Annotated in this window: 12 protein-coding genes; 3 read left to right on the top strand and 9 right to left on the bottom strand. The window is 71.2% G+C overall.

The features are described from left to right. Nucleotides 1–3: 3 nt before the first annotated feature. The 5 genes from ACFC0Z_RS31355 to ACFC0Z_RS31335 all read right to left on the bottom strand — a co-directional run bounded on the left by ACFC0Z_RS31355 (nt 4) and on the right by ACFC0Z_RS31335 (nt 5019). Entirely contained in the window at nt 4–1293 is a 1290-nt protein-coding gene (locus tag ACFC0Z_RS31355; protein ID WP_376445163.1) for a geranylgeranyl reductase family protein, read from the bottom strand. Nucleotides 1294–1349: 56 nt separating this feature from the next. After that, nucleotides 1350–2042, bottom strand: coding sequence for a demethylmenaquinone methyltransferase (locus ACFC0Z_RS31350; RefSeq protein ID WP_376445160.1), 693 nt, complete (start codon nt 2040–2042; stop codon nt 1350–1352). 87 nt (nt 2043–2129) lie between these two features. Further along, on the bottom strand, nt 2130–2729 hold the full coding sequence (locus tag ACFC0Z_RS31345; protein WP_376445158.1) for a hypothetical protein: 600 nt from the start codon (nt 2727–2729) through the stop codon (nt 2130–2132). A gap of 11 nt (nt 2730–2740) precedes the next feature. Continuing rightward, a complete protein-coding gene (gene mqnC / locus ACFC0Z_RS31340; protein WP_376445155.1) occupies nt 2741–3940 on the bottom strand; it encodes a cyclic dehypoxanthinyl futalosine synthase in 1200 nt (399 codons plus the stop codon). 203 nt (nt 3941–4143) lie between these two features. Continuing rightward, complete coding sequence (locus tag ACFC0Z_RS31335) at nt 4144–5019, bottom strand: menaquinone biosynthetic enzyme MqnA/MqnD family protein (protein ID WP_376445153.1); 876 nt, start codon at nt 5017–5019, stop codon at nt 4144–4146. A 296-nt stretch (nt 5020–5315) separates the two neighbouring features. On the opposite strand from ACFC0Z_RS31335, the gene ACFC0Z_RS31330 reads away from it, so the two are divergent. Then, a complete protein-coding gene (locus tag ACFC0Z_RS31330) occupies nt 5316–5519 on the top strand; it encodes a cold-shock protein (protein ID WP_376445150.1) in 204 nt (67 codons plus the stop codon). 108 nt (nt 5520–5627) lie between these two features. Here the strand turns inward: ACFC0Z_RS31330 and ACFC0Z_RS31325 are convergent, their stop codons facing one another. Then, nucleotides 5628–6500, bottom strand: a complete 873-nt coding sequence (locus tag ACFC0Z_RS31325) for a M23 family metallopeptidase (RefSeq protein WP_376445147.1) — start codon at nt 6498–6500, stop codon at nt 5628–5630. 137 nt (nt 6501–6637) lie between these two features. On the opposite strand from ACFC0Z_RS31325, the gene ACFC0Z_RS31320 reads away from it, so the two are divergent. Continuing rightward, nucleotides 6638–7054, top strand: coding sequence for a DUF1992 domain-containing protein (locus tag ACFC0Z_RS31320; protein ID WP_376445145.1), 417 nt, complete (start codon nt 6638–6640; stop codon nt 7052–7054). Further along, nucleotides 7051–7551, top strand: a complete 501-nt coding sequence (locus ACFC0Z_RS31315; RefSeq protein WP_376445144.1) for a DUF664 domain-containing protein — start codon at nt 7051–7053, stop codon at nt 7549–7551. The genes ACFC0Z_RS31320 and ACFC0Z_RS31315 overlap by 4 nt, the downstream gene beginning before the upstream one ends. Here the strand turns inward: ACFC0Z_RS31315 and ACFC0Z_RS31310 are convergent. From ACFC0Z_RS31310 to ACFC0Z_RS31300, 3 genes are all read right to left on the bottom strand, one after another. Next, complete coding sequence (locus ACFC0Z_RS31310) at nt 7527–9008, bottom strand: GH1 family beta-glucosidase (RefSeq protein WP_376445142.1); 1482 nt, start codon at nt 9006–9008, stop codon at nt 7527–7529. The two genes, ACFC0Z_RS31315 and ACFC0Z_RS31310, sit on opposite strands and share 25 nt — an antisense overlap. A gap of 86 nt (nt 9009–9094) precedes the next feature. Further along, nucleotides 9095–10174, bottom strand: a complete 1080-nt coding sequence (locus ACFC0Z_RS31305; RefSeq protein WP_376445140.1) for a DUF1996 domain-containing protein — start codon at nt 10172–10174, stop codon at nt 9095–9097. 23 nt (nt 10175–10197) lie between these two features. Then, the gene (locus ACFC0Z_RS31300; protein WP_376445137.1) at nt 10198–12357 is read right to left on the bottom strand and encodes a discoidin domain-containing protein; all 2160 of its coding nucleotides are present in this window, start codon (nt 12355–12357) and stop codon (nt 10198–10200) included. Nucleotides 12358–12451 lie beyond the last annotated feature (94 nt).

Below are 12451 nucleotides of genomic sequence, written 5' to 3'. Positions count from 1 at the left end.
CGCCTAAGCCTTCGGGGCCACCTTCGAGAGGCCGTTGATGATGCGGTCCATCGCGTCGCCGCCCGTCGGGTCCGTGAGGTTCGCCAGCATCTTCAGCGTGAACTTCATCAGGAGCGGGTGCGTCAGGCCCTTCTGGGACGCCAGCTTCATGATCTTCGGGTTGCCGATGAGCTTCACGAACGCGCGGCCGAGCGTGTAGTAGCCGCCGTAGGTGTCCTTGAGGATCTGCGGGTAGTTCCGCAGGGCCAGTTCGCGCTGGGCCGGGGTCGTGCGGGCGTGGGCCTGGACGATGACGTCGGCCGCGATCTGGCCGGACTCCATCGCGTACGCGATGCCCTCGCCGTTGAACGGGTTGACCATGCCGCCCGCGTCGCCGACGAGCAGCAGGCCCTTCGTGTAGTGCGGCTGGCGGTTGAAGGCCATCGGGAGGGCGGCGCCGCGGATCGGCGTCGTCATGTTCTCCGGGGTGTAGCCCCAGTCCTCCGGCATCGACGCGCACCAGGCCTTGAGGACCTCGCGCCAGTCCAGCTCCTTGAACGCCGAGGAGGAGTTCAGGATGCCGAGGCCCACGTTCGACGTGCCGTCGCCCATGCCGAAGATCCAGCCGTAGCCGGGCAGCAGCCGGTCCTGCGGGCCGCGGCGGTCCCACAGCTCCAGCCAGGACTCCAGGTAGTCGTCGTCGTGGCGCGGGGAGGTGAAGTACGTGCGGACCGCGACGCCCATCGGGCGGTCCTCGCGGCGGTGCAGCCCCATCGCCAGGGACAGGCGGGTCGAGTTGCCGTCGGCGGCGACCACGAGCGGCGCGTGGAAGGTGACCTCGCGCTTCTCCTCGCCGAGCTTGGCGTGGACGCCCGTGATCCGGCCCGTGCGGTCGTCGACGATCGGCGCGCCCACGTTGCAGCGCTCGTACAGCCGCGCGCCCGCCTTCTGCGCCTGCCGGGCGAGCTGCTCGTCGAAGTCGTCGCGCTTGCGGACGAGTCCGTAGTCCGGGTACGAGGCGAGCTCCGGCCAGTCCAGCTCCAGGCGCACCCCGCCGCCGATGATCCGCAGGCCCTTGTTCCGCAGCCAGCCGGCCTCTTCGGAGATGTCGATGCCCATGGAGACGAGCTGCTTCGTCGCGCGCGGGGTCAGGCCGTCGCCGCAGACCTTCTCGCGCGGGAACGCCGTCTTCTCCAGGAGCAGGACGTCGAGCCCGGCCTTGGCCAGGTAGTACGCGGTGGTGGAGCCGGCCGGGCCCGCGCCGACGACGATCACATCTGCGCTGTGCTCGGAGAGGGGCTGCGGCTCGGTCACGGCGGATCTCCCGAAGGGGTCGAGGGAAGGACGGGGAAAGTTTATGGGCCGGGCGGTTACGGCTTGAAGCCGCGGTGCAGGGCCACGATCCCGCCCGACAGGTTCCGCCACGCGACCTTCTCCCAGCCGGCCTTCTGGAGCATGCCCGCCAGGGTGGGCTGGTCCGGCCAGGAGCGGATGGACTCGGCGAGGTACACGTACGCGTCCGGGTTGGAGGAGACCGCGCGGGCCACCGGCGGCAGCGCGCGCATCAGGTACTCCTCGTACACCGTGCGGAACGGCGCCCAGGTGGCGTGCGAGAACTCGGAGATGACGACCCGGCCGCCGGGCTTCGTCACCCGGTACAGCTCGCGCAGCGCCTTGTCCGTGTCCTGGATGTTGCGCAGGCCGAAGGAGATGGTGACGGCGTCGAACACGTCGTCGCGGAACGGCAGGTTCATGCCGTCGCCGGCCGTGAACGGCATCCACGGGTGCCGCTTCTTGCCGACCTGGAGCATGCCGAGCGAGAAGTCGCAGGGGACGACGTACGCGCCCGCGCGGGCGAAGGGCTGCGAGGAGGTCGCCGTACCGGCCGCGAGGTCGAGGATCCTCTGCGCCGGGCGGGCGTCGACCGCCTTCGCGACCTCCTTGCGCCAGCGACGGTCCTGCCCGAGGGAGAGCACGTCGTTGGTGAGGTCGTAGTTGGCCGCCACGCCGTCGAACATCGTGGCGACTTCGTGCGGCTGCTTGTCCAGGGATGCGCGGGTCACTGCCGTTCGGCCTCGCAGACTCGGTGACGGGAGGGTGGGGTCATTCTTTCAGGGCCCGTACGGCCCTGAGGTCGGCGGGCCCTGAGGTCAGCGGGCCCGGTGGACGAGCCTGCCGCCGATGACCGTGGCGACGCAGGTCGACGCGCCGAGACGGACCAGCGACGCCCGGTCCGGGACGTCGAAGACCGCGAACCGGGCCGGGGCGCCCGGCTGGAGGGCGGGGAGCAGGATCAGCGGCGTGGGAGAGAACGACGGGGTGCCCGCGAGCTTCTCCGGGCGGCGGCCCACCGCCAGGCCCGCCCGGCGGACAGCGTCCGCCGCCGCCGGGACGCGGAGCTCGCCCGCGACCGCGACCGTCCCGTGCGCGAAGAGCCGCTGCACGGCGCGGCGCGCGGAGGCGCTGCGGCGCGAGGCGTCCATGCGGAAGATCCGCTGCGCGCGCTCCCCCGTGATCGGCTCGGTGCCGAAGCCCTCGGCCTCCCGGGGGTCCGGGTGGTACATGCCTTCGAGGAGTTCGGGCGCGTACGGGTTGAGCAGGCCGGGCGTGAGGATGCCCGGCCACTCGCGGACCCGCGCGTCGGGGCGGACGGCGGCCAGGTCCTCGTACGGGCCGACGGCCGCGACGAGGCCGCCGTCGACGAGGACGGCGGTCTCGGGGGTCGCCTCGGCGACGTGGATCGTCAGCAACCGGGCCTCACTCAGTTCGCGTCGAGGAGCTTCAGCTCCGGGTGGGCCGTGCCGCCCTCGATGGCGACGGACGAGATGTGGGAGACGACGCGGTCGTCCACCGGGTCGTTCGCCGGGTCCTCGTGGACGACGAGGTGCTCGTACGTCGTGGCGCGCTGCGCCGGGACGCGGCCCGCCTTGCGGATCAGGTCGATGATCTCCAGGCGGTTCGAGCGGTGCTTGGCACCGGCCGAGGAGACCACGTTCTCCTCCAGCATGATCGAGCCGAGGTCGTCGGCGCCGTAGTGCAGCGACAGCTGGCCGACCTCCTTGCCCGTCGTCAGCCACGAGCCCTGGATGTGGGCCACGTTGTCGAGGAAGAGGCGCGCGATGGCGATCATGCGCAGGTACTCGAAGAGCGTCGCCTGCGTGCGGCCCTTGAGGTGGTTGTTCTCGGGCTGGTACGTGTACGGGATGAAGGCCCGGAAGCCGCCCGTCCGGTCCTGCACGTCACGGATCATCCGCAGGTGCTCGATGCGCTCGGCGTTCGTCTCGCCCGTGCCCATGAGCATCGTGGAGGTCGACTCGACGCCCAGCTTGTGGGCGATCTCCATGATCTCCAGCCAGCGCTCGCCCGACTCCTTGAGGGGCGCGATGGCCTTGCGGGGGCGCTCCGGGAGGAGCTCCGCGCCGGCGCCCGCGAAGGAGTCCAGGCCGGCCGCGTGGATCCGGGTGATGGCCTCCTCCACGGAGACCTTCGAGATGCGGGCCATGTGCTCGACCTCGGAGGCGCCGAGGGAGTGGATGACCAGCTGCGGGTACGCCTTCTTGATCGCGGCGAAGTGCTCTTCGTAGTACTCGACGCCGAAGTCGGGGTGGTGGCCGCCCTGGAACATGATCTGGGTGCCGCCGAGCTCGACGGTCTCCGCGCAGCGGCGCAGGATGTCGTCGAGGTCGCGGGTCCAGCCCTTCTTCGTGTCCTTCGGCGCGGCATAGAAGGCGCAGAACTTGCACGCCGTCACGCAGACGTTCGTGTAGTTGATGTTCCGCTCGATGATGTACGTCGCGATGTGCTCGGTCCCCGCGTACCGGCGGCGGCGCACCGCGTCGGCGGCCGCGCCCAGCGCGTGGAGGGGAGCCGAGCGGTAGAGGTCGAGCGCCTCCTCCGGGGTGATCCGGCCGCCGGCTGCTGCGCGGTCGAGAACGGACTGCAGATCGGCCTTCTCGGTCACCGGGTACGTCCCTTTCGGAGGAGTTCTGGAGGAGTTCTGGAACGGTTCTGAACGACCGAGCCAGCCTACGCCAGCGGTCGTCGCGCGATCGGCGGGGTGCGGTCGGACGGGCACGGGCAGGGCCCGGGGGAAAGGTGAATGGGGCATGACTGACACGTGAAATGTGTGCGCCTTTCCCGCGCGGGAATTCGCCCCGCCCTCTCTCAATTCACGACGGGGCTCTTCAGGAGTTCCACCACGACATCCGCCGGGAATCCCGTCGTCGGTCCCGTGCGGCGGGCGAACTCGCGGACGCCGGCGAGCTGCTCGGGGCCGAATCGGAAGTCGAGCGTGCGGAAGTACCGCTCCAGGAGTTCCGCGTCGAAGGTCTCCCAGCGCGCCGCCTGCTCCGCCACCTTGGCGACCTCTTCGAGGGAGAGGTCGCGGGAGGCCAGGAAGGCCTGGTGGACCTCGTGGACGGTCTCCGGCTCGCGCGCCAGGTAGTCCTTGCGGGCCGCCCACACGGCGAAGACGAACGGGAGGCCCGTCCAGTCCTTCCACATGAGGCCCAGGTCGTGGACCTGGAGCCCGAGGCGGGGGGCGTCGTGGAGGGAGGCGCGGAGGGCCGCGTCGCCGATGAGGACCGCCGCGTCCGCCTCCTGCATCATCAGGCCGAGGTCGGGCGGGCAGGTGTAGTAGTCCGGCGCGACCCCGTACCGCTCGGAAAGCAGCAGCTGGGCGAGGCGGACGGAGGTGCGGGAGGTGGAGCCGAGGGCGACGCGGGCGCCGTCCAGGTCCTCCAGGGGCCGCTGCGAGACGATCACGCAGGACATGACGGGCCCGTCGCAGCCGACGGCGATGTCGGGCAGGGCGACCAGGTCGTCCGCGTTGCGGAGGTACTCGACGAGGGTGATCGGGCCGATGTCGAGGTCGCCCCGCACGAGCCGCTCGCTGAGCTTCTCCGGGGTGTCCTTCGTGAGCTCCAGGTCGAGCAGCGTTCCCGTTCTCGCCAGGCCCCAGTAGAGGGGGAGGCAGTTCAGGAACTGGATGTGTCCGACGCGGGGCCGGTTGCGCTGGTGGTCGTCGGTTGCATTGTCCACATCGCGAGGCTAGTCCCGTCTCGTACGACGGGCATCGCCGGGGCGCCCGGGGAAGGCCGGGGACCCTGTGTTCGAGCGTCTGAACGTCAGCGCTGAACCGCAGATCAAACCTGTGGGTGACGTGATCTTTCCCTCTACCGCCCGTCGCGTCCTGCGTGCTAGGCTCGACGCAAGTTGCAGTTTGGTTTCCCTTGCAGTACAGAGCCTGCGGAGCATGTGACCCGCAGGCTTTTGTAGTTTTCAGACTTGTTTGCAGGTTCTGGAGCAGGGCGACCCTTTGGCCCATAGGAGGGCTCATGGCTACCGGAACCGTGAAGTGGTTCAACGCTGAAAAGGGCTTCGGCTTCATCGCCCAGGACGGCGGCGGCCCGGATGTCTTCGTCCACTACTCCGCGATCAACGCGAACGGCTTCCGTTCGCTTGAGGAGAACCAGCCCGTGACCTTCGACGTCACGCAGGGCCCGAAGGGCCCGCAGGCGGAGAACGTCACCCCGGCCTAAGTGCCAGGGTCGGCGGATACGCCCGACTAGCGCAGTACCCAAGGAGCCCCGCTCCGTGTCTCGGCACGAGCGGGGCTCCTGCCCTTTTCCTGGCCTTTTCCTGGCCGGTCAGCAGGTGGGGATGACGGTGCCGTTGTTGTCGCGGGCCTCGTCGTTGCCCCAGCGGGACAGGTAGTAGGCGGAGACGTACGCCCCGTAACCGTTCTTCCCGGAGTAGACGGTGTCGAGGTCGGTCCGCAGCCACCAGTGGTTGAAGTTGCCGGAGCCGTCCCTGACCTCCTGGCCCCAGACCTTGCAGTAGACGTAGTTCGTGCCCGCGTTCAGCACGCCCTGGGCGTCGTTCGTGTTCGCCTGGGCGTAGCCGGTGGCGTTGGCGAAGGTGTCGACCCAGTACTTCCCGCCGCCCCCGCCCGAGCAGCCGTTGTCGCTGGTCAGGTACTTGGAGCCGTACGAGCCGGGGTAGGGCGCGAGGGAGACGCCGTTGATGACGATGGTCTGGCCGACGCCGTTGTAGAGCTGCTCGTAGTGGATGTGGGCGCCGGAGCTGTTGCCGGTGGTGCCCGTGGTGCCGACCTGCTGGCCCTGGGAGACGGCGGCGCCGTTGGCGACCGAGTAGGCGTTCAGGTGGAAGTAGTACGTCTTCCAGCCGCCGCCGTGGTCGATCACGATGTAGTTGCCCGCGCCGGTCGGCTGGGAGTACCGGTAGGCGGTGCCGGAGGCCGAGGCGAGCACCGGGGTTCCGGCGGTCGTGCCGCCGTCCGACCTGATGAAGTCGAGGGCCTGGCGGACCTCGGCGGAGTGGTGGCTGTAGGTCCACTTCTGGCCGCAGGGGAAGGGCGCCTTGAAGAGCGGCGCCGCCTGGGCGGGAGTGGCGGTCACCAACGCGGTGAGCAGGCCCGCGAGGAGCGCGAGCACGGCGGCGAAGCCGGTGCGGCGGGTGAGGCGGGTGCGGTGGGTGCGGTGGGTGGGGCGGTGACGCATGCTTCCTCCAGTAGCTGGTGAGCCGGTGGGGGCAGGGGTCGACGCGCGTTGAACGACAGCAGCGTGCCGGAAGATCTCGTGCCGTAGTAGCCCGCGAGAACCACACTCGTACCGGGGTGATTACGTAGTCTGGACACATGACCGAACGGAAACCCCCCGGCGTCAGCTTCGAGTCATTCGTGGACAAGCAGATCCGCGAGGCCTCCGAGCGCGGCGACTTCCGGAGTCTGCCCGGCTTCGGAAAGCCCCTGGCCGACGACTCCGCCCCGTACGACGAACTGTGGTGGATCAAGGGCAAGATGCACCGCGAGGGCGCGGCCGTCCTGCCGCCCTCGCTCGCGCTGCGGAAGGCGGCCGAGGACGCGGAGGCGGAGATCGCCGAGGCCGCGTCGGAGCACCAGGTCCGCCGGATCCTCGGCGAGATCAACACCAGGATCGCCGAGGCTCTGCGCCGCCCGCCGGCCGGTCCCCCGCTGAACCTCGGCCTCTTCGACGTCGAGGAGACCGTCGCCCGCTGGAAGCGGAACAGGGAACGGAACAGGGAGACGTCATGAACAGCGCCGGGCTCCTCACCGACGCCTTCGGGCGGATCCGCGAGGTCGTCCACGAGGCGGTCGAGGGCCTGACGGACGGACAACTGGCCACCCGGATCGACCCGGACGCCAACTCGATCGCCTGGCTCGTCTGGCACCTCACCCGTATCCAGGACGACCACCTCGCCGGCGCCTTCGGCACCGCACAGCTGTGGACGGCGGACGGCTGGCGCGACCGCTTCGGCCTCCCCTTCCCGGCGGCGGCCACCGGCTACGGCCACACCTCCGCCCAGGTCGGCGCGGTCCGCGCCTCCGCCGAGCTCCTCCTCGGCTACCACGACGCCGTCCACGCCCGTACGGAGGAACTCCTCGCCCCGGTCACGAACGCGGACCTCGACCGGGTCGTCGACACCTCCTGGGACCCGCCGGTCACCCTCGGCGTACGGCTCGTCTCGGTGATCGCGGACGACCTCCAGCACGCGGGTCAGGCGGCCTACGTCCGGGGGCTGCTCCCCTGATTCCCGGCGGCTCCGGCGCCTCCGCTGCCTCCGGCGGCTCCGCTGCCTCCGCGCACGCGGAGGGCCGTGTCGCGGAGCCAGTGCGCGCTCCGCTTCGGCGTGCGCGTCTGGGTCGCGTAGTCGACGCGGACGAGGCCGAAGCGCTGGGCGTAGCCGTACGCCCACTCGAAGTTGTCGAGGAGCGACCAGGCCAGGTAGCCGCGCACGTCGGCCCCCTGCTCGCGGGCGCGGGCCACGGCGGCGAGGTGGGCGGAGAGGTAGGCGGTGCGTTCTCGGTCGTCGACGAAGCCGTCCTCGTCGGGGCGGTCCTCGTAGGCGGCGCCGTTCTCGGTGATCACCACGGGGATGCCGGGGTAGTCGCGGGCGACGCGGAGCAGCAGGGCGGTGAGGTCGTGCGGCATGACCTCCCAGTCGAGCCCGGTGACGGGCAGTCCGCCGTGCGGGAGGCCCCGGGTGACGGGGAGGCCGCGGGCGTCGGCGGTGGCGCCGTCGGGTCCGGTGCCGGAGGACTTCATGGAGCGGTAGTAGTTGACGCCCAGGGTGTCGATCGGGGTGGCGACGGCGGCCAGGTCGCCGTCGTGGACGGGGATCTCGACGCCCTGCGCGGCGAGGTCGGCGATCAGGTCCTCCGGGTAGGCGCCGCGGAGGATCGGGTCGAGGTAGAAGCGGAAGCCGAAGGCGTCGGCGCGGCGGGCCGCCTCCCGGTCGGCGGGGCTGCCGGTGGCGGGGGCGCTGGTGCCGAGGAGGTGGGTCACGGCCAGGTCGAGGGGGCCCCGGGCGGCGGCGCGCAGCCGCTGCGCGGCGAGGCCGTGGGCGAGGTGCAGGTGGTGCACGGCGGCGACGCCGTCGGCGAGGGAGCGCCCGCCGGGCGCGTGGACGCCCTCGACGTGGCCGAGGACCGCCGAGCAGAAGGGCTCGTTGAGCGTGGTCCAGTGGGTGACGCGGTCGCCGAGCCGGTCGTGGACGAGGGCGGCGTAGTCGGCGAAGCGGTGGGCGGTGTCGCGCTCGGGCCAGCCGCCGGCGTCCTGGAGCTCCTGGGGCAGGTCCCAGTGGTAGAGCGTCAGCCAGGGGGCGATGTCCCGGGCGAGGAGTTCGTCGACGAGCCGGTCGTAGAAGGCGAGGCCCTTCGGGTTGGCGGGGCCCCGGCCGCCGGGCTGGACGCGCGGCCAGGAGACGGAGAAGCGGTACGTGTCGAGGCCGAGGTCCGCCATGAGGGCGACGTCCTCGGGCATCCGGTGGTAGTGGTCGCAGGCGGTGTCCCCGGTGTCGCCGTTGTCGACCGCTCCGGGCACGCGGCAGAAGGTGTCCCAGATGGAGGGGGTGCGGCCGTCCTCGGCGGTGGCGCCCTCGATCTGGAAGGCGGAGGTGGCGGCGCCGATCCGGAAGCCGGGCGGGAGGCGGTCGATGAGGGCGTCGTCTTCGGGGAAGCGGTCGGGGAGACGTCCGGCGGAAGGCATGAGGGCTCCGGGGCGGTCGGGCGTACGGGGGCGGCCCGGCACCGCGACGGGTGTCCGGGCCGCCCCGTACGGGGTGGACGGGGGTGTCAGGGCAGGACGTAGGCGTCGTTCAGCACCTGGCCGCGCTCGGGGCGGTACAGGTCGAAGCCGCGCGCGTCGCACTGCAGGCCGCCGTTGACGCAGTGGTCGACGAGGGCCTTGAGGGTGCGCTCCTCCCACGCGTTGAAGAAGTCGTAGTGGAAGGAGTAGCCGCGCCCGCTGGCGAGGCGGACCTGGCTCATGTCGCCGTTGACCGGCCACGCCATCTTGAACTCGATCATCGGCAGGGCGACCGGGTGGGAGGCGGGGCACATGTTGTCGTTGGTGCCGGGCTTCACGACCGGGTAGGCCATGTGGCTCTTGTGGTCGGGGGTGTCGAGGTACAGGCCGTTCCAACAGCTGGGGGCCTGCATGCGCAGGTTGAGCTGCACGTCGGGCCGGTTCGGACAGCTCGCGGGGATGTCGGTGTTGAAGAAGCTGTCACCGCACTCCCAGCCCTCGACGAAGCCCTTGTGGGCGCGGAACTCCTGCTCGGTCTGGGTGGGGCTGCCGACGACGAACCGCAGGCCCTTGGGGAAGGGCCGCACGCTCCGGTAGTCGGTCACGCCCGACTTGTAGTAGATGACCTGCGGGCCGACGGGCAGGATCTTCTGGTCGCCCTTGAGCAGCGTGGGCATCCAGTACGCGGAGGCGTCCGCCGGTGCCTTGCAGGTGGTGGCGCCGCCGTAGAGGGAGGCGGTGACGCTGGCGGCGTTGGTGGAGGTGTTGCCCATGAACGTGTGGTCGTGGGACTTGCCGAACTGGCCCGGGTAGACGATCGGGTCGTCCCCCGCGGTGTGGGAGACGGCGCAGTTGGCCTGGAACTCGTGGTGGTAGGCCGGCGGCGGGACCGCCGTGGACGGGGTGACGCCGGTGACCTGCGGGACGGCGGGGATGTAGCCGTCCCCGTCGGCGTCGTCGCCCGAGGCCTGGGTGGAGGCGGCCATCTGGTGGCCGACGTGGCCGATGCCGATCTGCTCGGCACGGGGGCCGTCCGAGGCCTGGTTCATGGTGCCGAAGCCGAGGGCTCCGGCGATGAGGGCCGTGCTGACGAGCAGGAACGAGAGTCGCTTCGGACTCGATCTCATGGGGGTCTCCTTGCTCTCCTGGGTTAGGCGTAGACACCGAACTCGTGCAGCGAGTAGCCCCACCCGGTGCCCCGGGCCGTCAGCGAGAGCCTGACGTGGCGGGCGGTGGCGGAGGCCACGACGGTGTCGACGTCGCCGTTGCCGGCGGTCTGGGTGTGGATCGTGCGCCAGGTCTGTCCGTCGTCCGAGACCTGGACCTCGTACGCGCGGGCGTACGCCGGGTCCCAGACGAGCTGGAGGCGGCTGAAGGAGCGGACCGCGCCCAGGTCGACCTGGATCCACTGGGGGTCGCTCCAGTCGCTGGCCCAGCGGGTGGTGAGGTTGCCGTCGGTGGCGTTGCCGGCCGGGCAGGGGCAGTCGCCGTACGAGGCCTGGGAGGAGGAGGCGGTGGTGGGGCGGCCCAGGGCGAGGTTCGTGCCGGCGACCGGCGGGGCGACGACCTTGACGGACTTCGTCTCGATGCCGGCGTTGCCGCGGCCGTCCTCGGCCTGGACGTAGACCTTCCAGACGCCGAGCTTCTCGGGGGCGGTGACGGCGAGCGAGCCGTCGGCGTTGCGGCGGTACGGGGTCTCGATCAGGCGCTTGTCGCCGTTGGCGTAGTTGCCGCTCAGGAAGACCTTGGTGGTGACGGGGTCGCCGTCGGGGTCGCGGACGTCGGCCCGGACGGTGAACTCGCCGCCGGCCGGGGCGGATCCGGACGGGGTGACGGTCATGTTCGTGATGACCGGCGGGGTGTTGTCGCCCGCGGTGCTGCCCGTGTACGCCTTCTTGAGGGCGTAGTACGAGAGCCGCTTGAGGCCGTCGGGCAGGAGGTTGAACCAGACGCCGCCGAAGTCGTGCTCGGTGCCGTAGTGGAAGACGGTGGCGCCCAGCGCGACGCCCTGGTGGCCGGTGACGCAGTTCCAGGCGCGGGTGTAGCCCTCCGCCTTCTGTACGTCGGTGGGCTCCTCGGCGACGCCGTTGGCGTCCTTCGGGGTCTCCCACTCGCCCGCCGGGCCGGTCTCGGTGATGAGGTACGGCTTGGTGTAGCCGCCCTGCTCCCAGTCCGTGCGGACGCGGCACATGTCGCCGTAGGCGTTCATCGAGTACAGGTCGAGGTCGGGGGCGTTGCGCTTGTAGTACGGCCAGGCGCCGGTCCAGGCGTCGGTGGAGGTCACCGGGTGGTCCGGGTCGATGGAGTGGATCTTCTTGGCGACGTCGTTGACGAAGGTCGTGTACGCGTTGCGCTGGGCTTCGAGCGCGGTGCCGGAGTAGCAGTTCTGGAGGCCGAGGACGGACTCGTTGCCGACGTTCCACATGAGGGTGGCGGGGTGGGTCTTGTAGGCCTCGACCCACTTGGCGAACTCGCCGAGCATGGTCGTCTTGTACGCGGTGTCGGTGACGTAGTCGACGCAGCCGCCGGACCCCGGGCCGCCGCCGGGCTGGAGCCAGAAGCCGTTCATGACGCGGATGCCCTGGGCGGCCGCCGCGTCCAGGAGGGGCTTGGTGCTGCCGTCGGTGCCCCAGGTGCGGATGGTGTTGACGCCCAGGGACTTCACGTCGGGCATGTAGCGGCCGGCGTCGGCGACGGACGGGCCCCAGGTGACGCCCTTGACGGTGTACGGCTGTCCGCCGACGGTGAGCTGCCAGGCGCCCTGGGTGCCGGTGACGCGGACGGCGCCGCCGGTCGGGGGCGGGGTGGTGCCGCCCTCCTCCCCGTACACCTTGAACTCCCAGAGGGAGAGGCCGTATCCGCCGGAGCGGGTGACGCCCTGGAGGCGGACGTGGCGGCCGGTGCCGGTGACGGCGATCTCGTCGGTGCCGCCGTCGGAGCCGGTCACGGACTTCACGGTCCGCCAGTCGGTGCCGTTGTCGGAGAGCTGGATGTCGTACGCGGTCGCGTGGGCGGCCTCCCAGCTGAGGACGATCCGGCTGACGGTGACGGTACGGCCCAGGTCGACCTGGAGCCACTGGCCGTCGGTCCACTGGCTGGCCCAGCGGGTGCCGGGGTCGCCGTCGACGGCGGCGGAGGCGGGGAATCCGGCGCCCTCGGTGGAGGAGGCGGTGGCCGTCCGGCCCTGGGAGAGCAGGGTCTCGGCGGCGGAGGCGGGGGCGACGGCGAGGGCCGTCAGGGAGGCGGCGAGCAGGGCGCCGAGGGAGAGGAGGGAGGTGGTGGTGCGGGTCGCGCTGCCGTACGGGGTCATGGGGGGACCTTCCGCGAGGGGGAGGGAGGGCCTTCCGGGCGGCGCGGCGGGACGGATCGCCGCCCGGAAGGAGTGGGTGGTGAACCTTCAGGCC

The sequence above is a fragment of the Streptomyces sp. NPDC056144 genome (genome assembly GCF_042264145.1).
Classification (GTDB): Bacteria; Actinomycetota; Actinomycetes; order Streptomycetales; family Streptomycetaceae; genus Streptomyces.
The sequence above is the reverse complement of the archived record's forward strand: the minus strand, read 5'-3'. Positions and strand labels throughout refer to the sequence as shown.

Excerpts from the sequence above, each read along its gene's own strand:
- ACFC0Z_RS31330 (WP_376445150.1), top strand. The coding sequence starts at position 5,316 with ATGGCTACCGGAACCGTGAAGTGGTTCAACGCTGAAAAGGGCTTCGGC.
- ACFC0Z_RS31325 (WP_376445147.1), bottom strand. The coding sequence starts at position 6,500 with ATGCGTCACCGCCCCACCCACCGCACCCACCGCACCCGCCTCACCCGC.
- ACFC0Z_RS31320 (WP_376445145.1), top strand. The coding sequence starts at position 6,638 with ATGACCGAACGGAAACCCCCCGGCGTCAGCTTCGAGTCATTCGTGGAC.
- ACFC0Z_RS31315 (WP_376445144.1), top strand. The coding sequence starts at position 7,051 with ATGAACAGCGCCGGGCTCCTCACCGACGCCTTCGGGCGGATCCGCGAG.
- ACFC0Z_RS31310 (WP_376445142.1), bottom strand. The coding sequence starts at position 9,008 with ATGCCTTCCGCCGGACGTCTCCCCGACCGCTTCCCCGAAGACGACGCC.
- ACFC0Z_RS31305 (WP_376445140.1), bottom strand. The coding sequence starts at position 10,174 with ATGAGATCGAGTCCGAAGCGACTCTCGTTCCTGCTCGTCAGCACGGCC.
- ACFC0Z_RS31300 (WP_376445137.1), bottom strand. The coding sequence starts at position 12,357 with ATGACCCCGTACGGCAGCGCGACCCGCACCACCACCTCCCTCCTCTCC.